Source organism: Georgenia thermotolerans (assembly GCF_009193185.1).
In the GTDB taxonomy this organism is placed as follows: Bacteria; Actinomycetota; Actinomycetes; order Actinomycetales; family Actinomycetaceae; genus Georgenia; species Georgenia thermotolerans.
Map to the genome: position 1 here is coordinate 87658 of NZ_VUKF01000011.1, position 18072 is coordinate 105729.

General features: G+C 76.7%; 16 protein-coding genes. 4 read left to right on the plus strand and 12 right to left on the minus strand.

Annotation, left to right across the window (positions count from 1 at the left end; all coding sequences use genetic code 11):
• Positions 1 to 104 precede the first annotated feature (104 nt).
• Positions 105 to 905, plus strand: a complete 801-nt coding sequence (locus GD970_RS07175; RefSeq protein WP_152202205.1) for an IclR family transcriptional regulator — start codon at positions 105 to 107, stop codon at positions 903 to 905.
• 218 nt (positions 906 to 1123) lie between these two features.
• The gene (locus GD970_RS21535) at positions 1124 to 1279 is read left to right on the plus strand and encodes a hypothetical protein (RefSeq protein ID WP_170297259.1); all 156 of its coding nucleotides are present in this window, start codon (positions 1124 to 1126) and stop codon (positions 1277 to 1279) included.
• Positions 1280 to 1470: 191 nt separating this feature from the next.
• On the opposite strand, the gene GD970_RS07180 is transcribed toward GD970_RS21535, so the two are convergent.
• The 8 genes from GD970_RS07180 to GD970_RS07215 form a co-directional block, all read right to left on the minus strand.
• A complete protein-coding gene (locus tag GD970_RS07180; RefSeq protein ID WP_152202206.1) occupies positions 1471 to 1806 on the minus strand; it encodes a WhiB family transcriptional regulator in 336 nt (111 codons plus the stop codon).
• Between the two features lie 195 nt (positions 1807 to 2001).
• Complete coding sequence (locus tag GD970_RS07185) at positions 2002 to 2490, minus strand: hypothetical protein (protein WP_152202207.1); 489 nt, start codon at positions 2488 to 2490, stop codon at positions 2002 to 2004.
• The gene (locus tag GD970_RS07190) at positions 2487 to 2876 is read right to left on the minus strand and encodes a pilus assembly protein (protein WP_226925208.1); all 390 of its coding nucleotides are present in this window, start codon (positions 2874 to 2876) and stop codon (positions 2487 to 2489) included. Before GD970_RS07190 ends, GD970_RS07185 begins: the two co-directional genes overlap by 4 nt.
• 143 nt (positions 2877 to 3019) lie before the next feature.
• Entirely contained in the window at positions 3020 to 3385 is a 366-nt protein-coding gene (locus tag GD970_RS07195) for a TadE/TadG family type IV pilus assembly protein (protein WP_152202209.1), read from the minus strand.
• An 80-nt stretch (positions 3386 to 3465) separates the two neighbouring features.
• Positions 3466 to 3663: a hypothetical protein gene (locus GD970_RS07200; protein ID WP_152202210.1), complete on the minus strand. Its 198-nt coding sequence runs from the start codon at positions 3661 to 3663 to the stop codon at positions 3466 to 3468.
• A 60-nt stretch (positions 3664 to 3723) separates the two neighbouring features.
• Positions 3724 to 4656, minus strand: coding sequence for a type II secretion system F family protein (locus tag GD970_RS07205; protein WP_152202211.1), 933 nt, complete (start codon positions 4654 to 4656; stop codon positions 3724 to 3726).
• Positions 4653 to 5513, minus strand: a complete 861-nt coding sequence (locus GD970_RS07210) for a type II secretion system F family protein (RefSeq protein WP_152202212.1) — start codon at positions 5511 to 5513, stop codon at positions 4653 to 4655. Before GD970_RS07210 ends, GD970_RS07205 begins: the two co-directional genes overlap by 4 nt.
• Before the next feature lie 2 nt (positions 5514 to 5515).
• A complete protein-coding gene (locus tag GD970_RS07215; protein WP_152202222.1) occupies positions 5516 to 6685 on the minus strand; it encodes a CpaF family protein in 1170 nt (389 codons plus the stop codon).
• Between the two features lie 378 nt (positions 6686 to 7063).
• Between GD970_RS07215 and GD970_RS22125 the strand changes: the two genes are divergently transcribed.
• Positions 7064 to 7435, plus strand: coding sequence for a DUF4190 domain-containing protein (locus GD970_RS22125; RefSeq protein ID WP_211489818.1), 372 nt, complete (start codon positions 7064 to 7066; stop codon positions 7433 to 7435).
• Positions 7436 to 7500: 65 nt separating this feature from the next.
• Here the strand turns inward: GD970_RS22125 and GD970_RS07225 are convergent, their stop codons facing one another.
• Entirely contained in the window at positions 7501 to 8940 is a 1440-nt protein-coding gene (locus tag GD970_RS07225; protein ID WP_152202213.1) for an amino acid permease, read from the minus strand.
• Positions 8941 to 9218: 278 nt separating this feature from the next.
• Between GD970_RS07225 and GD970_RS07230 the strand changes: the two genes are divergently transcribed.
• Positions 9219 to 10502, plus strand: a complete 1284-nt coding sequence (locus GD970_RS07230) for a phosphotransferase (RefSeq protein ID WP_193314898.1) — start codon at positions 9219 to 9221, stop codon at positions 10500 to 10502.
• 35 nt (positions 10503 to 10537) lie between these two features.
• Here GD970_RS07230 and GD970_RS07235 read toward each other — a convergent pair whose 3' ends face one another.
• The 3 genes from GD970_RS07235 to GD970_RS07245 all read right to left on the minus strand — a co-directional run.
• Complete coding sequence (locus tag GD970_RS07235) at positions 10538 to 13957, minus strand: ATP-dependent helicase (RefSeq protein ID WP_152202214.1); 3420 nt, start codon at positions 13955 to 13957, stop codon at positions 10538 to 10540.
• Between the two features lie 71 nt (positions 13958 to 14028).
• Complete coding sequence (locus GD970_RS07240) at positions 14029 to 17274, minus strand: UrvD/REP family ATP-dependent DNA helicase (protein WP_152202215.1); 3246 nt, start codon at positions 17272 to 17274, stop codon at positions 14029 to 14031.
• Between the two features lie 28 nt (positions 17275 to 17302).
• A partial coding sequence (locus GD970_RS07245; protein ID WP_226925209.1) for a DUF3152 domain-containing protein occupies positions 17303 to 18072 on the minus strand: 770 nt, incomplete at its 5' end.

Consider the following 18072-nt stretch of genomic DNA (forward strand, 5'->3'; position numbering starts at 1 on the left):
CCCCACGTCGGGCGGTCCGTCACCGGAAGGGACGTTGGTCCCTCGCGGTGGCACGACCGTAGAAGGGTACTTGCGCTAAGCGCAAGCGCCTGTAGAGTTTTTGCGTGCACCGCAATGAAGCCCCTGCCCCGCCGGTGGAAACCCGCCGCCCCACCGAGTCCCCAGGCCCCCGGGTCGAGGCCGTCCACCGCGCCCTCGTGCTCCTCACGCTCATGGCCGAGGAGGGCTCGCTGAGCGTCACCGAGGCCGCCGAGGCCCTCGACGTCAACCCCTCTACCGCCCAGCGCCTGCTCGTGACCCTGGTGGGGGACGGCTTCGCCGTGCAGGGTGCCCGGAAGCGGTACGAGCCCGGACCTGCGCTGCTGCGGCCCGGGATGGCGGCGACCGTGCCGCCCCTGCGCGCCCGGCTCAGGCCCTATCTGGAGCGTCTTTTCGAGCGGGTCGGCGAGACGGTTCACCTCGCCACGCTGGTCGGCACCGAGATCCACCACCTCGACGGCATCGAGGCGACGGCCCACGCCCTCCGCTTCGGCCTTCGCACCGGGGTCACCCTGCCGGCGCACACGACCTCCGCGGGCAAGGCGATGCTCGCCGAGCTGCCCGACGAGGAGGTGGACGCCCGGTACCACGTGGCCCTGTCGGGGCCGCGGGGGCGCGAGATGCGGGTCGAGCTGGAGCAGCTCCACACCCAGCTCGACCGGACCCGTCGGCAGAAGATCGGCGCGAACTTCGAGGAGAGCGAGGCCGGCGTCGCGGCCTTCGCCGTGTCCCTCGGCGTGATCGACGGCGAGCGGGCCGCCTTCAGCATCGCGATGCCGTTCGCCCGGTACTCGCGCGGCGATGCCGCCCGGTTCGGCGGGCATCTCCTGACCACCGCTCAGGAGGTGCGAGAGGCACTCCCGTGACCCTGGCCGGCCCTCCGGCGTGTGTGTGAAGCCCTCTCTCCGCTCACAGGCCCCTCGGGCGTGTGGCGCCACAGGTCGCCGGAGACCGCGCAGGTTCCGGCCCGGGCGTCCTGTCAGCGTCCTGCCCGGCGGCGCGCATCGCTCGGCGAAGGCACAGTCCGACGCCCCATCGCCCGCCCTGACGCTCCGTATCGGCGCGCTGACCTAGAGTCCGCCGTATGGACGCCGTCGTCGTACTCATCACCTGGCTCATCGGACTCTTCGTCGCCTACTGGGTCATCCGCCTCGCCGTGCGTCACGGCATCCGCGACGCCGACGACCGTCGTGCCATCGCCGCCGCCCGGCTGGAGGACGCCGCCACGCCGGAGCACTAGTCGCGCTCGGTCCCCGAGTTTCAGGTCCGTCCACCAGCACCCTCTCGGGTCGACGACCCGCCGCCGCGACGACGCGGTCCGGCATCCAGAGCGGAGACGCGTCCTGGGCGAGCTCGGCCGCGTCCGGGCCAAGGGCCCCGGTAGGCCCGCGCGGCCGACCCTTCAGCCCGTCACAGGAGGGAGAAGGCCCCTCACGCCAGGTCGAAGGCGGCGCTGCTGACCCGGCGACGCTTGCCGTAGGGGACGACGATGATCTCTTCTTCGTTGTCCTCGAGCCAGGCGCCCCAGTCGGTGACCGAGGGGTGACGCCGGAGCAGGGCCCGCCGCTCCCGCTCGGTCATCCCGCCCCACACGCCGTACTCGGTGGCGGAGTCCAGGGCGTCGGCCAGGCACTGGCGACGCACCGGGCAGGCGAAGCAGATCTCGCGGGCGGGACGCTGCGCGGCGCCGCGCACGAACAGGTCGTCGGGGTCGGTCTGCGCACAGGCAGCCCGGGCCGCCCAGTTGTCGTACTCGTCGAAAGCCATCGTGTGGCCCTTCCGATCGGGCCTGCGGGTCGCGCGTGGCCGGACGTGAGGTGTACGACAAGTGACGCTAAGGGGAGTGATCAGATTCACGGAAGCCTTGGAGCGGAAATGCGCAATCCCGGCGATCCAGGCGCGGATGTGCGCAGCGGACGCACCGGTCCAGAACCGCTCCAGCGCCCCCATCGTCAGGGACGGTCAGCCCGCCCGGGCGGTGGAGGTGGCGTGGACGGTGAGGCCGTCGCTCCAGGGGGCGAGGATCCAGGGCACCAGCGGCGGCCGGACCCGGGCGACGAGGGTGACCTGGGCGGTGACGCCGTCGGGCGTGCCGGTCGGCTCGGCCACCCGCAGGCCCTCGAACTCCCCCACCACGGCGGCGGGGGCGGTGGCGAGGTAGTCGGCCACCGCCGCGTCGACCGACGCCTCGCTCAGCGGCACCCGTGTGGGCCCGGCGGCCTCGAGGCCCGCGCCCCCGTAGTACATCGCCTCGTCCAGGGCATCGGCCGCGTCGGCGGCCACCGCGTCCGCCAGCGCCAGCAGTCGCTTGCGCTCGATGTGGATCGCGGAGGCGCTGGCGACGACGAGGACCAGCGCCAGGACCAGCGTGGCGAAGGCGAGCGTGAGGAGCAGGATCTGCCCCTGGTCGCCGGCCCGCTCCCCGCCCCTGCCGCGACGGCCGGGGCTCACGGCGCCTCCCGGAACTGACCGACCACCACCAGGTGGGCCGCCGAGACGGGCACCCGGGCCGGGACCTCGGCCCGGATGGCGTCGGGCACGAGGGGGAGGTCGACGGCCATGTCGACGCGCACGAGCACCTCGGCGCCGGGGGCGAGGCACGGGTCCGCGGCGCAGGTGACGGCGAGGGCGCGGCCGCCGTCGACCTCGAAGCCTTGGTCGGAGAAGGCCAGCGCGACGGCGCGCTCGGCGCGGGCGGCGCCCGCCTCGAGCGACTCGGCCTGGGCGAGGATGCGCCCGGCCTCCCGCGCCGCCCCCTCGGCGGCGAACGCTGCCGCCTGCACCCGGGCGAGGGTGAGCACCAGGTAGACGATGGGCACGAGCAGCAGGAGGCTCACCCCGAGGAACTCCACGACCGCGCTGCCGGCATCCGGCGCCCCGCGAAGCCGCCGCCCGAGCCGGCCCCGTGCGCCGCCGCCGCGTCGCCGGCCGGCGCCCCACGCCGCGCGCCGTTGCGCGGCGTCAACCACACCCGACCGGCTCACGGCGCGTCGGTCAGGTTCGGCTCGACGACGGCGTGCCCGCGCACCGTCACCGTCCCCGACGGGCCGAGCAGCCCCAGGACCGGCAGCGGCGCCCGCACCGTCACCTGGACCAGCTGGCCGTCGCCGTCGGGCACGAGGGCAGCCGTGACGTCCTCGGCGTAGGCGGCCGAGAGCGTCAGCCCGATGAGCTCGCGGGTGCGGGCGACCCCGTCGGCCAGGCCGGAGCCGTGCAGGGCGGCGTGCCGGGCGCCCTCCGAGGCCGAGTCGATCAGGGTGTTGCGCACGTGCAACGCCAGCGTGAGCTGGATGAGGGCGACGACCAGCGCCAGGACCAGGACGGCGACCAGGACGAACTCCACCATCGCCGACCCCTCGGCCCGGCCGGCGCGGGGGCCGACCCGGCCGCGGGCACCGCCGGCCGCCCGCCACCGCCGGGCGCGGATCAGAAGTTCAGCACGCGGTTGATCGCCGTCTCGAACACGTTGGACAGCGCCGGTCCGGCGATCGCCCAGATCGCGATGACCAGGCCCGCGGTCATCAGGGTGACCAGCACCCAGCCGGGCACGTCGCCGCGGTCGCGCTCGCGCGGACCGGGCCAGGCGAGGTGGGTGCGGACGAGGCGCGTGAGGGTGGGCCGCATGGGTCGTGCCTCCTAGCTCGGGACGATGACAGGCGGCCGCGCGCGCTCCGGTGGGCGGCCTCATAGGCCCACCCGCAGGACGGCGAGACCGGGGAAGATCGCGAAGAGCACGGTGACGGGCAGCACGAGGAACACGACCGGCACCATCATGGCCAGTTCCTTCTTCCCACCGGTCTCCATCAGCTCGCGGCGCGCGCTCTCGCGCGCGTCCTGCGCCTGGGCACGCAGCACGTCGCCGAGCGGGGTGCCGCGCTCCAGGGCCACGGCGACGCCCTCGGCGAAGCGGCCCACGGCGGGGGCGTCGGAGCGGCTGGCCATCCGCTCGAGCGCGGCGGCCAGCGGCACGCCCGAGCGGGCCTCGGCCAGCGTCCGGCGCACCTCCTCCGCGAGCGCCCCGCGCGTCGTGCCCGCCACCCGCTCCAGCGCACCGACCGGCCCCTCCCCCGCTCCGACGGCGAGCGCCAGCAGCTCGGCGACGTCGGGCAGCTCGGCCCGCATGCGATCCTGACGCCGTCGGACCGCGCGGGTCAGGGCCTGGTCTCGGGCCGCCGCACCGCCGACCGCGCAGAGCGCCACGCCGAGAAGGAGCGGGGCCAGCGGCGCGCCGCGCACGACCCCCAGCGTCAGCGCGAGGAAGACCCCGCCAGCCAGGCCGACCGCGGCCCACAGCAGCTGCTCCATCCGGAACTGGTCGAGGGTCATGGTGCCGCCGGCCAGCTGCAGGCGCCGGCGGATGCTCGTCGAGGTCGAACCGAGCCGCTCGAGGAACCGCTCGGCGTCGCGCAGCCCCGGCGCGAGGAGGCGCTCGAGCGTCGGGAACGGGGTGGTGGCGGGTCGGTCGGCGAGCAGCCGCGAGGTGCGAGGCCGCTCCCGTAGGTACGGCGCGACGCGGTCAAGGAGCGTGACGCGGCGGGCGCTGAGGCGCCACAGCACCAGGCACAGCCCGAGACCACCGATCAGGCCGATCCCGGCGCCGGTCATTGCCGGGCTCATCGCAGCACCCGCTCTTCCTCGGGCAGCCGCCCGATGCGGACCATCAGCCAGTACGCCAGGACCGAGCAGCCCGCTCCCGCTCCGAGCACCACGACACCGGCGGCGGTGTTGTAGGCGGCCGCCGTCTCGGCGCGGGTCGAGAGCAGCAGGAGCACGACCCACGGGGCGGCGACGGCCATCCGCGCCCCGTTGACCGTCCACGACTGGCGGGCCTCGAGCTCTCCGCGGGTGCGCAGGTCCTCCCGCAGCATCTGGGCGAGCGTGCGCAGCAGCCGGCCGAGGTCGGTGCCGCCCACCTCACGGGTGAGCCGCAGGGCCTCGACGATGCGGTCGGCCACCGGGTCGGCCAGCCGTGCCTTGAGGGCGGCGAGGGCGTCGTCGAAGCGGCCGGTCGCGCGGTAGTCGCGGGCGAAGCTCCGGAACTCCGCGCGCACCTCTTCCGGGCCGCGCTCGCCGAGCGCACTGAGCGCCTCGGGCAGCGACAGGCCGGCGCGCACGGCGGAGACGAGGTGGTCGATCACCTCGGGCCACACGGCCCGCAGCGCGGCGCGACGGCGCCGGGCCCGCGAGCGGACCAGCAGCGTCGGCGCGGCGCCGACGATGACCGCGAAGCACAGCGCGATCGGGGGCGAGGCGGTGACCGCGACGCCGATCACCAGGGTCGCCAGGGCGAGCCCGGCGGAGGTGAGGACGAGGGAGACGGGGCGCACCGTCGGGGCGCCGGCCTGGACGAGCAGGTCCTGGGTGCGCTGGGTCCAGGTGGGGCGCGCGCGGACGCGCGGGGCCGGACGCTCGAACAAGGAGAACCACACCGACAGCAGCCCCGCGCCGAGGAGCAGCCCCGCGACGGCGCCCACGGCTACCGCCCGTCCTCGGCCAGCAGCGCGGCGACGTCGTAGCCCGCCCGGCCGAAGCGCTCGTCGGCGAGGTGGCCGCCGCCGCGGACGAGCCGGCCCTCCCGGCGCACGAAGAGCTCGGCCGTCTCCACCACGCCCGCCTCCACCCGCCCGGTCACCGCCACGACCTCGCGGACGGCGCGCCTTCCGTGGCGGTCGAGGTCGAGGTGGACCACGAGGTCGACGGCGGAGGCGACGGTGGGGATGACGAACGCGGCGGTGACGTTCTCGCCCGCGAGCAGCGGCAGGGTGCACAGCTTGGTGACCGCCTCCCGGGCGGAGTTGGCGTGCAGGGTGCACATGCCCGGGATGCCGGAGTTCAACGCGATGAGCATGTCGAACGCCTCGGCCTCCCGGACCTCGCCGATGATGATCCGGTCCGGCCGCATGCGCAGCGACTCCTTGACCAGGCGGCGCAGCGGCACCTCGCCGGCCCCCTCGAGGTTGGGCTGCCGGGTCTGCAGCGCGACCGAATCCCGGTTGGACAGCCGCAGCTCGAAGACCTCCTCGCAGCTGATGACGCGCTGGGCGCCCGGGATGGCGCCGGCGAGCGCGCCGAGCATGGTCGTCTTGCCCGCCTGCGTGGCCCCGGAGACGAGCACGTTGAGCCCGGCCACGACGGCGGCGTCGAGGAACGCGGCGGCCTGCGGCGTGAGGGAACCGAGCGCCACGAGGTCGCTGAGCCGGCGGGCCCGGGCGACGTACTTGCGGATGTTCACCGCCCAGGCGGACCGGGTGATGTCGGGGATCACGACGTGCAGCCGCTCGCCGCCGGCCAGCGCGGCGTCCACGAACGGGGTGGACAGGTCCAGCCGCCGGCCGGACGCCCGCAGCATCCGCTCGACCAGGTCGCGCACCTGCCCCTCGTCGAGGATGGTCGTGGTCAGCTCGGGCCGCCCGCCGCGGGCCACGAACACCTTGCCGGGCTCGTTGATCCACACCTCCTCCACCTCGGGGTCGTCCAGGTAGGGCTGCAGCGGACCGAGGCCGGCCACGGCGTCGAGGACCTGCTTGGCGGCCACCCCCGGGTCCGGCAGGGGCGGCACCAGCCCCGCGAGCGACCGGTCGTCATAGTCGGCGAGCGCCGCCGCGACCAGGGTGCGCACGCCGTCGGCGTCCCGCGCGGGGTCCATGCCCCGGCGGCGCACCAGCTCCCGCACCTCGGACTCGAGCAGCGCGACGCCGTCGTCCACCGGCCATCACCCCCGCGAATGGAACCCGGTCGTGCCCGATATGTAGAGCAGAACCTAGGGGAGGAACAGGCGCGCAGGCGGGTGTTTGGGACGCGCTGTGGACGGCGAAGCAGCGGCCACCCGGCGCCTGGGGGCACCAGTGCCGCGGGCGGGTCGCGCCGCCGGCACCGCGCGATCGCCGCCCGCGCGCCGCCACAATCTGCACATGCGCTGCCCGTACCTTGGGGGCGATCGTCCCGTCGGCGGCGTGCAACGCCTCACTCCCCCACGCCTGAAGCCGATAAGGACGAAGAGCCCCCACATCGCATGAGGAGAGAGATGTCCGAGAGCCCCTACCAGTCCTCCCAGCCGCAGTACGGCTACGGCGAGCCTCAGCAGCAGGCGCCCAACGGCGGCTACCCGCCGGCGGCGCCGCCCGCGTACGGCGGCAACGGCTACGGCTACAACCAGTCGGCGGCCGACGCGAACAGCGCCGCCACGCTGTCCCTGGTCTTCGGCATCCTCGGCGTGGTCCTGCTGCCGATCCTCGCCCCGTTCGCGCTGTGGCAGGCGAGCAAGGCGGAGAAGCTCGGCAAGTCCGCCACCGCCGGCAAGGTGCTCGGCTGGATCGGCGTGGTCTTCCTCGCCGTCGGCGTGGTGTTCTTCCTGCTCTTCCTCATCGGCCTGGCCGCCAGCGGCGGCGGGTACTGACGCCCCCGCACCCTCGCGACAGCACCCCTGGGACCTCGCGTCCCAGGGGTGCTTCGTTTCGTCCGTCAGGACGCGGCGGGCTCCAGCGCCGGCGCGGGCTTCACCGCCGCCACCTCCGCCGGCGCGTGGTGGCCGCGCCGCTGCCCTACCGCGCCGATCGCGACGACGACGACGGCGAGGCCGGCCGACAGCAGCAGCGACTCCCGGGTCTCGCCGATGACCACCATGCCGATGACCATGGCGACGATCGCGACGATGGTCGCCCACGTCAGGTACGGGAAGGCCCACATCTTCACGGTCAGCTCCGCCCCGGCGGCCTCCTGCCGGCGGCGCAGGATCAGCTGGGAGACCGCGATGACCAGCCAGACGAACAGCGCGATGGCGCCGGAGGTGTTGACGAGGAAGAGGAACACCTCGCCGGGGGCGAGGTAGTTCAGGCCCACGGTGACGAACCCGACGACGGTCGAGGCGAGCACGGCATTGCGCGGCACGCCGCGGCGGGACACCTTCGTCCACGAGCGCGGCGCCTCGCCGCGCGTGGCCATCGAGAAGATCATCCGGCTGGCGGTGTACAGGCCGGAGTTGAGGCAGGACAGCACCGAGGTCAGCACGATGACGTCCATGATGACGCCGGCGCCGGGGATGCCGTAATGCTCCATGACCGCCACGTACGGGCTCTTGGCCACCGAGGCGTCGTCCCACGGCAGCAGCGTGACCACGACCGCGACGGAGCCGATGTAGAAGAGCAGGATCCGCCACACCGTCGAGTTCACGGCCTTCTTCACCGCCCCCACCGGGTCCATCGACTCGCCCGCGGCGATGGTGGCGATCTCCGCGCCGAAGAACGCGAAGACGACGACGAGGACGCCCGCCATGACCGCGGCGCTGCCGTTGGGGAAGAAGCCGCCGTGCCCGGTGAGGTTCGACAGCCCCGGCGCCTCGATCCCGGGGAGCAGCCCGGCGATGGCGGCGACGCCCAGGAGCAGGAAGACGACGATGGCGGCGACCTTGACGGAGGCGAACCAGAACTCGAACTCGCCGTAGGACTTCACCGACACCACGTTGGTCAGCGTCAGGGCCACCATGAGGATGAGCGCCCAGACCCACTGGTCGACGCCGGGCACCCAGCGGTGCACGATCGCCGCGCCGGCGGTGGCCTCGATGCCCAGGGTGATGATCCAGAACCAGGCGTAGAGCCAGCCGATGCTGAAGCCCGCCCACGGGCCCAGCGCCTTGTCCGCGTAGGCGGAGAAGGAGCCGGTCTCGGGGTTGGCCGCGGCCATCTCGCCGAGCATGCGCATGACGAGGATGACGACGAGCCCGGCGGCCGCGTAGGCGACGAGGATGCCGGGGCCGGCCTGCCGGATGGCGGCGCCCGAGCCGACGAAGAGCCCGGCGCCGATGACGCCCGCGATGGCGATCATCGAGAGGTGGCGGGGCTTGAGCGACTTGGCGAGGCCGGGCTGCTCGGCGCCGGCGGCGGGTTGTGACGCTCCAGAGCGCATGACAAGTACTCCTGTGACAGGTGGCGTGGGATGGCGCGCGGCGGGGCTCTGGGACCGGGTCGCGCGGGGGAAGAACGTACCTCCGGGCCCGCGGGGCATCCGTGCCGAGGGTCACTTCCTGAGACGGCCGGTCCAAAAACGGCGGCGAGGCGGGCGTCCGCGGCAGCCCCCGACCGCCCGCCGCGGGCCTCCCCGCGCGCACCCGTGCCCGTTTCGGGGACCGGGACCTTCGGCGCGTATGCCACGCACGCCCCGGTGCCGCCGCCTACCGTGGCGGTGTGGTCCGCTCAGCACTCGCCCTCGCCGCCCTCGCCACCACGGCCGTGCCCGGCCTCGACGTGGTGGCCACGCGCCCGCCCCAGCGCGCGACGACGGACTTCCAGACCACCGGCCTGCTCGACGGCGGCGGGCGCCACTGGGTGATCCGGGCGCCGCTGCACCCCGCCGCCGGCGCCTCGCTGGAGGGCGAGGTGGAGCTGCTCGCCAACCTGGCCCCGGCCGTCGACGCCGGGCGGCTGCCCTTCGCCGTCCCGCGCCCGGCGGGCTTCGCCGCCCTGCCCGAGGGCGGCCGGGCGATGGTCTACCGCGAGCTGGTCGGCCGCCCCCTCGATCTCGACCGCCTCACCGGCGGGCCCGGCCTCTCCGCCGAGCTGGGCCGCGCCATCGCCGCCTTCCACGAGCTCGACGCCGCCGTGATCGCCGACGCCGGGCTGCCCGTCTACGACGCCGAGGCCTACCGGCGGCGCTGCCTGGCCGAGGTGGACGAGGCGGCCCGCACCGGGCACGTGCCCTCGGTGCTGCTCAACCGCTGGGAGCACGCCCTGGAGGACGTGGCGCTGTGGCGCTTCCGCGCCACCCCGGTGCACGGTGACCTCGCGCCCGAGCACGTGCTCGTCCACGACGGGCAGGTCAGCGCCGTGCTGAGCCTGGCCGACGCCCACGTCGGCGACCCCGCCGAGGACCTGGGCTGGCTCATGGCCGCCGCGCCGGAGGACGCCCTCGACGCCATCGAGGAGGCCTACGCCCTGGCGCGCACCGAGGGCCCGGACGGGCACCTGCTGGACCGCGCGCTGCTCGTCTCCGAGCTGGCGCTGGCCCGCTGGCTGCTGCACGGCGTGCGCACCGGCGAGCAGGCCGTGGTCGCCGACGCCGCCGCGATGCTGCGCCAGCTGGCCGCCGACGTCGAGGACGCCCCGGCCATCGGCGCCCACGAGCCGGTGGTCGTGCCGGACTACACCTGGGAGGACGAGGACGCCTGGGCGGACGTCGCCGACGACGGCGCGGCGGCGGCGGCCGACGCCGGCCGCCCGGCCGGCACGGAGGACGGCGCCCCGGCGGGGACCGACGCGGCGGATCCCGAGGACGCAGACCCCGGCGCGTCAGCCGGCGCCGAGCGCCAGCCGGTGGCGAACCACGACGGCGAGCCGGTCCCCGACGCCCGGCGGCACACCGACCGCGCCGCCGACACCGAGCCGCTGAACCTGGCCGACCTGCCCGACTTCCTCGCGGCGCGCGAGGCGGACGCCGAGGACGTGCCCGCCCGCGACGACCGGCGCGGCTGAACGCCGGGCCGCCGCCGCGGGAGAGCCGCGAGCCGTCAGGCCGGCGCCCGGCCCGCCTCGATCGCCGCGGTGATGCGCGCGACGATCTCCTCCTCGCTCAGCGCCCCGGCGCGCACGGTCGCGTCGGCCCCGACGTAGTAGAACGCGGCGCCGACCCGCCCCAGGTCGGTCCCGCTCGCCCGCGCCCAGGCGAGCCGGTACAGCGCCAGCTGCATCTCGCGCTGGGCGAGCTCCTCCGGGCCGCGGGGCGGGCGGCCGGTCTTCCAGTCGACCACCTCCACCCCGTCGGGCCCGTCGAAGACGGCGTCGATGCGGCAGCGCACGATGGTGCCGGCCACGGGCGTCTCGAGGTCGACCTCCACGGCCACCGGCACCCGCTGGGCCCACTCCGAGGCGGCGAAGGTGCGCTGCAGGGCGGCGAGCTCGGCGTCGGTGAGGTGCGGGTCCTCGGCGAGGTCCTCGCCGCTGCCGGTCACGTCGTCGATGTCGAGCAGCGCGCTCTGGCCGTAGAAGTGCTCGACCCACTGGTGGAAGCGGGTGCCGCGGCGCGAGACCACCGTCGGCTCGGTGGGCACCGGGCGGCGGCGGTTGCGGGCGAAGGCGCGCGGGTCGGCCACGAGCCCGACCACCGCGGAGGCGGAGAGGTGACCGGCGAGGGGCACCTCCTGCTCGCGGCTGCCGACGGCGTCGCGCTCGGCGAGCAGCAGCCGGGCGTCGGTGAGCCACCGCGCGACCTCGCCGTCGGGCGCCGGCTCGTCCAGCCGCAGCGGGTGGGAGCGCTGCCGCTCGGCGGCGGCGCGGACGGCCGCGGCGGCCGCCTCCAGCCGGGGGCGGCGCGGGCCGAGGGGGTCCACCGGCCACAGCGCGGTGACCTCCTCCTCCAGCGCCGGGTTGGTGACGTCGTCGGCCGGTCGCGGCGCCCAGGCGGACGGCGCCCGGCCGCCGTCGGCCCCGCCGTCGCCGTGCTCGACGCCGGCCGGGGGCAGGGGCATGTCGGCGACCTGGCCGACGCTGTAGGGCTCGGTGAGGAACCGCGAGGGCGGCAGGGCGCTCTTGCCGTCGCGGAACCACGAGCCGGTGAGCAGCAGGGTGGTGCGGGCGCGGGTGACGGCCACGTAGGCCAGGCGCCGCTCCTCGGCCACCTGGTGGGCGCCGGCGTCGGCGCGGAACTGCTTGCGGGCCTCCTCGACGTCCTTGTGGGTGACGGCGCCGAGCAGGTCGAGCTCGGGCAGGGACTCGGCGTCCCCGCGCAGCGGGTAGGGCAGCTCGCGCACGTCGGTGAGCCAGCCCGAGCCGGACACCGTGCCGTCGGCCGACGGCTTGCCGTCGTAGCCGGGGAACTGGGTCTCCACCAGGCCGGGGACCGCGACGATGTCCCACTCCAGGCCCTTGGCGGCGTGGACGGTGAGGACCTGCACCACCGAGGACTCCGGCTCCTCGCCGGCCGGCTCGGCGGCGTCCAGGCCGCGCTCGCGCTCCTCGGCGGCGTCGAGCCAGGCGAGGAACGCGCCGAGGGTGGGCTGCTCGGCGTCGGCGGCGAAGCCGGCCGCCACCTCGGCGAAGGCGTCCAGGCTGGCGCGGGCGCTGCCTCCGCCGCGCCCGGCCCGGGCGGCGACCTCGATGTCCAGGCCGAGCAGCTGCTCGGCCGCCACGACCAGCTCGGGCAGCGGGAGGTAGGTCAGGGCGCGGATCTGGCGCAGCAGGGCGCCCAGGTGCCGGACCCGGCCGGCGCCGACGGCGGTGAGGGTGTGCCCGCGCCGGCTGGTCCATCCGGCGGCCGGCGGGTGGTCGACGGCCTCGGCGAGGCTGGACTCCTCGCGCGGGTCGAGCCGGCGGGCGTCGTCGTCGGTCAGGCTCGCGGCCGCCGCGCGGGCGAGCTCGCGGGCCCAGTCCTGCAGGGCGTGCAGGTCCGCGGCGCCCAGGCGCAGGTTGGTCAGCAGCCGCATGAGGGCGTCGCCGCGGCCGGCGTCGTGCGCGGCCTGCAGGGCGGCGCGCAGGTCGACGATCTCGGGGGTGGCCAGCAGCCCGCCCAGGCCCAGGACGCGGGCGGGCAGCCCGGCCTCGCGCAGCGCCTGGACGACGCCGGGGAACTGGGAGCGCTTGCGGCACAGGACCGCCGCGGTCTCCGGGGTGGCGGGGTCCCAGCGGGCGGCGAGGAAGGCGGCGACCTGCCGGGTCTCGTCGGCCTGGCCGAGCAGGTAGCCGCCGAGCACCTCCCCCGGCCCGGCGCCGGGCCGGGCTCGCAGCACGGGCACGGTGATGGCCGGGCCGCCGGCGCGCCCGGTGCGCAGCGGCGCGGCGACGGTGTTGGCGGCGTCGAGGATCGCCCGGTCGTTGCGCCAGGAGGTGCTCAGGGCCAAGGTGGCCGCCGGTGCGCCGGCGGCGGTGCGGAAGGTGTCGGGGAAGGTGGCCAGCGCGGCGGCGGAGGCCCCGCGCCAGCCGTAGATGGCCTGGTTGGGGTCGCCGACGGCGGTGACCGGGTGCCCGGCGCCGAACAGCGAGCTGAGCAGCCGCAGCTGGGCGACGGAGGTGTCCTGGTACTCGTCGAGGAGCACCACCCGGTACTGGGTCCGCAGCTGGGCGCCGACCTCGGGGACCTCGGCGGCGATGCGGGCGGCGAGGGCCACCTGATCGCCGAAGTCGATGAGGCCGCGCTCGCGCTTGAGCCGGGTGTAGGCGGCGACGAGGTCCATGAGGGCGATGCGCTCGCGCACGGCGCGGGCGGCCTTGGCGACCTCGGCGTAGGGGTCCTTCTTCTTCCCCTCCGGCTCCTTCTCCACCAGGTCGCGGTGGAGGTCCGCGAGCAGGTCGCGGGCCTCGGCCGGGGCGAGGAGGTGCTCGCTGAGGGCGCCGGAGAGGGCGAGCACCGCGTTGGTGATGGTGGCCGGGGACCGGTCGGTGGGCAGCTCCTCGGCCCAGCCCTGCACGAGGTCGTCGGCCAGCTGCCAGGCGGCCGCCTCGGTGATGAGCCGGGCGTCGGGGTCGGCGCCGACGCGCAGGGCGTGGTCGCGGGCGATGTTGCCGGCGAAGGAGTTGTAGGTGGCGATGTGCGGGCGGTCGGCGTCGAGGGTGGCCGCGGCGGCGTCGTCCTCGCCCTCCGGCTGGGGCACGAGGCCGACGGCGCGCAGCCGGCGCAGCCGCTGGCGCACCCGGTGGGCGAGCTCGGCCGCCGCCTTGCGGGTGAAGGTCAGGCCGAGCACCTCCTCGGCGGCGACCAGGCCGTTGGCCACGAGGTAGACCACCCGGGCCGACATCGTCTCGGTCTTGCCCGACCCGGCGCCGGCGACGACGAGGAGCGGCTCGAGCGGGGCCTCGATCATGGCCCGCTGCTCGTCGGTGGGGGTGTGCTGGCCCAGGGCCTGGGCGATGTCGGTGGCGCTGTAGCGCACGGCGGGCGCGACGCCCTCGGTGGCGAGCGCGGCGTCGCCGGCCGGTGGCGGGGTGGCTGTCGGCATCGGGGTCCTCGCTGCGGGGGTGGGCTGGCTGGGGCCGGGGGCGGCCTGGCCGGGGGCGGGGGCGGGCCGGCTCATCCGGTGACCCTCCCGCCGGTGTCCTGCAGCGGGCAGGAGGTGCGCACCGGGCAGTGCCGGCACTGGTCGGTGAGCCGGGCCAGGAAGGTGGACCCGGCCATGGCCTCGGCGGCCTCGGTGACCAGGCGGGTGGCCCACTCGGGGTCCTCCGCGTCGGTCAGGGCGGGCTGGGCCCGCACGGCGGCCGCCTTGCCGGTGCCGAGGTAGACGAGCCGGCCGCCGGCCGCGGACGCCTCCCCGAACGCGCCGGCGTCCACGGCCGCCTGGTAGGCGCCGAGCTGGGCGTGCTCGGCGGCCTTGTCGCTGCTGACCGGGCTGGCGGAGGTCTTGAGGTCGACCACCCGCACCCGCCCGTCGCCGAGGTGCTCGACGCGGTCCATCCGCCCGGTCAGGTGCGCCCGGCCGACGTCGGCGGTGAACTCCCGCTCGACGTCGACCTCCCCGGGCACCCCGGCCACGTAGGCGGCGAGCCGGTCGATCATGGCGTCGGCGAGCACGCGCTGGCGCCGGCCGACCCAGCCCTCCCCCAGGCCCAGCTCGGCCCAGCGCGCGTCGAGGGCGGCGTGCATCTCGGCGGCGGTGCCGTGCGGGTGCTCCGCGGCGATCTCGTGCACGAGGGAGCCCACGGACTGGTCCATGCTGCGATCCCCGCGCCCGCCGGCCTGCTCCAGCGCCCAGCGCAGCGAGCAGCTGGTCGCCTGCTCGACGCTGGACGGGCTCACCGGCACCGGCGCGTCGGCCGGGCGCAGCGGCGCGTCCGTGCTCGGCGCGGCCAGCCCGGCCCACTCCTCCGGGGCGGCGCCGGCCACGCCCTGGTCGGCCAGGTGGGCCAGGAGCTGCGCGGCGGCGTCGCGGCGCCGGGCGGCGGCGTCGTCCTCGGCGGGCGACTCGACGGCGCAGCGCAGCTCGCTGACCAGGCCGCGCAGGTCCAGCGGCGCCGGGGCGGCGGCCAGCAGGTCGGCGGGCTCGGCGCCGTCGGGCGCGAGCAGGTCGAAGAAGGACGAGGGCCGCTGGTCCTCGTCGAGCACGGCGGTGACGAGCAGCCGCCGGGTGGGCCGGGTGACGGCGACGGCGAGCATGCGCAGCTCGTCGTCGAGCACCTGGCGGCGGGCCGGCCCGACGGCGCGGCGCCCGTCCGCGGAGCGGCCGGCCTCGACGTCGGCGAGGGCCCCGGCCCCCAGCAGGGAGTCGCGCAGGCGCAGGTCCGGCCAGACGTCCTCCTGCAGGCCCGCGACGACGACGACCTGCCACTCCTCCCCGGCCGCGGCCGCGGGGGTGAGCACCTGGACGGCCTCGGCGCGCACGCCGCGGGCGGCGACGGAGTCCGCGGGCAGGTCCTGGGCGGTGAGGTGGTCGACGAACCCGGCCGGGCCGCCGCCGACGGTGCGGTCGGTGTAGACCTCGGCGGCCTTGAACAGGGCCATCACGGCGTCGAGGTCGGCGTCGGCCCGGTCGGCGCCGGGGCCGCCGGCCAGGGCCCGGTCCCGCCACGGGTCGGCCAGCCCGGCGGCGTCCCACAGGGCCCACAGCGCCGTCTCGGCGGTGACGCCGTCCGCCTCCAGGGCGGCCCGGCCCGCGGCCAGCACGCCGGCCACCCGCAGCGGGGCGCGGCGCACGTGCGGGGGCAGCGACCGCGCCGCCTCGGGGTCGGCGACGACCTCGACGAGGAGCTCGTCGACCGGCCGGGCGCCGTCGGCGGCCCGCTCCCGGCCGCGCAGCACCCGCCGCAGGGCGCGCAGCGAGACGGCGTCCATCCCCCCGATGGCGGAGGTGAGCAGCTCGACGACCTGGTCGGCCTCGATCCGGCCGGCCAGCGCCGCGCGCAGCGCGGTCAGCAGCGGGCGCACGGCCGGTTCCTCGCGCAGCACCCCCGGCGTCGCGGTACCCCCGGCCGGCACCCCCCAGCTGCGCAGCATGCGCTGGAAGCTGGTGAGGTCGCCCGACGAGCGCACCACGACGGCCATCTGGGACCACGGGGTGCCGTGGTAGAGCCGCTCCTCGCGCAGCGTCCGGGCGACGAAGGCGCCCTCCTGGGCCCGCGAGCGCAGCAGCGAGACCTCCACGCCGCGGGGCGCGGGCGCCTCGACGGCGCCGCCGACCGCGGCCTCCGAGAGGTCGGCCCCGGCGGGCGTCGCGTCGACGCCGGCGCGCCGGTGCGCGGCGGTGCCGACGGTGGCGATCGCCCGGGTGACGGCCACCGCGGTGCGGCGCAGCGCGTCGTGGCCGCGGTGGACGGTGGGCAGCACCAGCCGGGTGGCGCCGAACCCGCCGAGCGGCTCGCGGGTCTCGGCCAGCCCGACCAGCGCCGGGCTGCCGCCGCGGAAGCCCTGGACGCCGGCGTCGGGGTCGCCGTGCAGCAGCAGCTGCGCGCCGTCCTGCTCCAGGACGCGCAGCAGCCGGGCGGTGGCGAGGGTGGAGTCCTGGTGGTCGTCCACCACGACGGCGGACCACCGCGGCCGCGGGTGGCCGGGCACCTCCCGCTCCCAGGCGCGCAGCGCGGCGGTGGCCTCGTCGACGATGCGGGCGGCGTCCAGCCGGGCCCCGCGGTCCGGCGTCATCTCCCCCAGCGCCGTGACGTCCTGGTACTCGCGCAGCAGCACCGCGGCGGCGACCCACTCCGGGCGGTCGAACCGCTCGCCCCGGGCGGCGAGGTCCTCCGGTCCCAGGCCGAGCTCGGCGGCGCGCATGAACAGGTCGCGCAGCTCGTCGCGGAACGCGCCCAGCGCCAGGGTCTCCGGCCCGATGCTCGCCGGCCAGCGCAGCGGCGCCCCGAGCCCGGCGCGGTGCCCGGCGAGCAGCTCGCCGAGCACCTGGTCCTGCTCGGGGCCGGTGATGAGGGTGGGCGCCGGCTCGCCCAGCAGCGTCGCCCGCAGCCGCAGCACCGAGTAGGCGAACGCCGCGGGCGTGCGCACGAGCACCTGGGTGGTGGTGCGGCCCAGCCGGGCGGCGACGGCGTCACGCACCCGGGCGGCGCCGCGGCGGGTGGGGACGAGCATGAGCACGCCCTGGTCCCCGCCGCCGGGCCGGCCGGGGCGACCGGCCTCGGCGCGGGCGCGGGCGAGGAAGGCCGCGAGCGCCGTCGTGGTCTTGCCGCTGCCGGGGGCGCCGACGACGAGCAGGTGCCCCGCGTCGGCGGCCCAGGCCGCCGCCTGAGCCTGCACCGCGTCGAGCGCGGGCGGCGGCGGGGGCGGCGCGGGCAGGCTCAGCCGCAACGCGGGGGGCGGGGCAGCGGGATGAGGCATGCCCCGATGTCATCACGCCCCACCGACATCACGGCGCCGGCCACCCGTTGGGGCGGCATCCTTGCAGGTCGAGCGTCTGCTGGACCATCACGGGGGCGAGCTCACCGGGCGCGGGGCAGGCCGCATGGCCGTGGCCGAGGACGTGGCCCACCTCGTGGTTGACGAGGTAGTGGCGGTACCCGCTCACCGTGCCGCCGGCCGCGGTGAACGGGGCGGCTCCCTCGGACCAGCGCGCGACGTTGAGCACCGCCGCGCCGCCGATGGCGCAGGAGACCTGGCCCAGGGTGCGCAGCGGATAGCAGAGGCGGTCGGTGAGGTCGGGGGAGGCGAGGACCACCCGCACGTCGGCCGCGCCGTCGGTACGGGCGAAAGCGAGGGTGCCGTCGGCCCCCCAGCCCCGCGGGTCGTTGAGGACCTCCATGACGTAGGCGGCGAACGCGGCGCCGTCCACCGGCAGCCCGTCCTCCACCTCGACGCGGACGGTGCGCACGTCCTCCCCCTCCGGCGGGGCCGCGGCGGCGCCCGGCACCACGCTCGCCCGTCCGGCGCCCGCATCGGGCACCTCGTCGGCGGTGAGCCCGGCGCGGGCCCGCTCCGCCTCGTGCGCGGACACGACGCCGATGCGCAGCCAGGCGAGGTTGAACGGCGACGGCGCGGCCGGGTCCATCGGCGGGACGGGGTCCGCGCGTCGGGGCGAGTCCGCCCCCTCGGCGGCCGGGGAGGGGGCGGCGTCCTCGTCGTCGGGGCCGGCGGGGGCGGTCGCGGCCGGCCGGGCGGGCCGGTCCGCCGCCGCGGCGG

Bases quoted from the DNA above. Each gene is read 5' to 3' on its own strand.
- GD970_RS21535 (WP_170297259.1), top strand. From the start codon at position 1,124: ATGGACGCCGTCGTCGTACTCATCACCTGGCTCATCGGACTCTTCGTC.
- GD970_RS07180 (WP_152202206.1), bottom strand. From the start codon at position 1,806: ATGGCTTTCGACGAGTACGACAACTGGGCGGCCCGGGCTGCCTGTGCG.
- GD970_RS07195 (WP_152202209.1), bottom strand. From the start codon at position 3,385: ATGGTGGAGTTCGTCCTGGTCGCCGTCCTGGTCCTGGCGCTGGTCGTC.
- GD970_RS07200 (WP_152202210.1), bottom strand. From the start codon at position 3,663: ATGCGGCCCACCCTCACGCGCCTCGTCCGCACCCACCTCGCCTGGCCC.
- GD970_RS07205 (WP_152202211.1), bottom strand. From the start codon at position 4,656: ATGAGCCCGGCAATGACCGGCGCCGGGATCGGCCTGATCGGTGGTCTC.
- GD970_RS07215 (WP_152202222.1), bottom strand. From the start codon at position 6,685: ATGGACCCCGCGCGGGACGCCGACGGCGTGCGCACCCTGGTCGCGGCG.
- GD970_RS22125 (WP_211489818.1), top strand. From the start codon at position 7,064: ATGTCCGAGAGCCCCTACCAGTCCTCCCAGCCGCAGTACGGCTACGGC.
- GD970_RS07225 (WP_152202213.1), bottom strand. From the start codon at position 8,940: ATGCGCTCTGGAGCGTCACAACCCGCCGCCGGCGCCGAGCAGCCCGGC.
- GD970_RS07235 (WP_152202214.1), bottom strand. From the start codon at position 13,957: ATGCCGACAGCCACCCCGCCACCGGCCGGCGACGCCGCGCTCGCCACC.
- GD970_RS07240 (WP_152202215.1), bottom strand. From the start codon at position 17,274: ATGCCTCATCCCGCTGCCCCGCCCCCCGCGTTGCGGCTGAGCCTGCCC.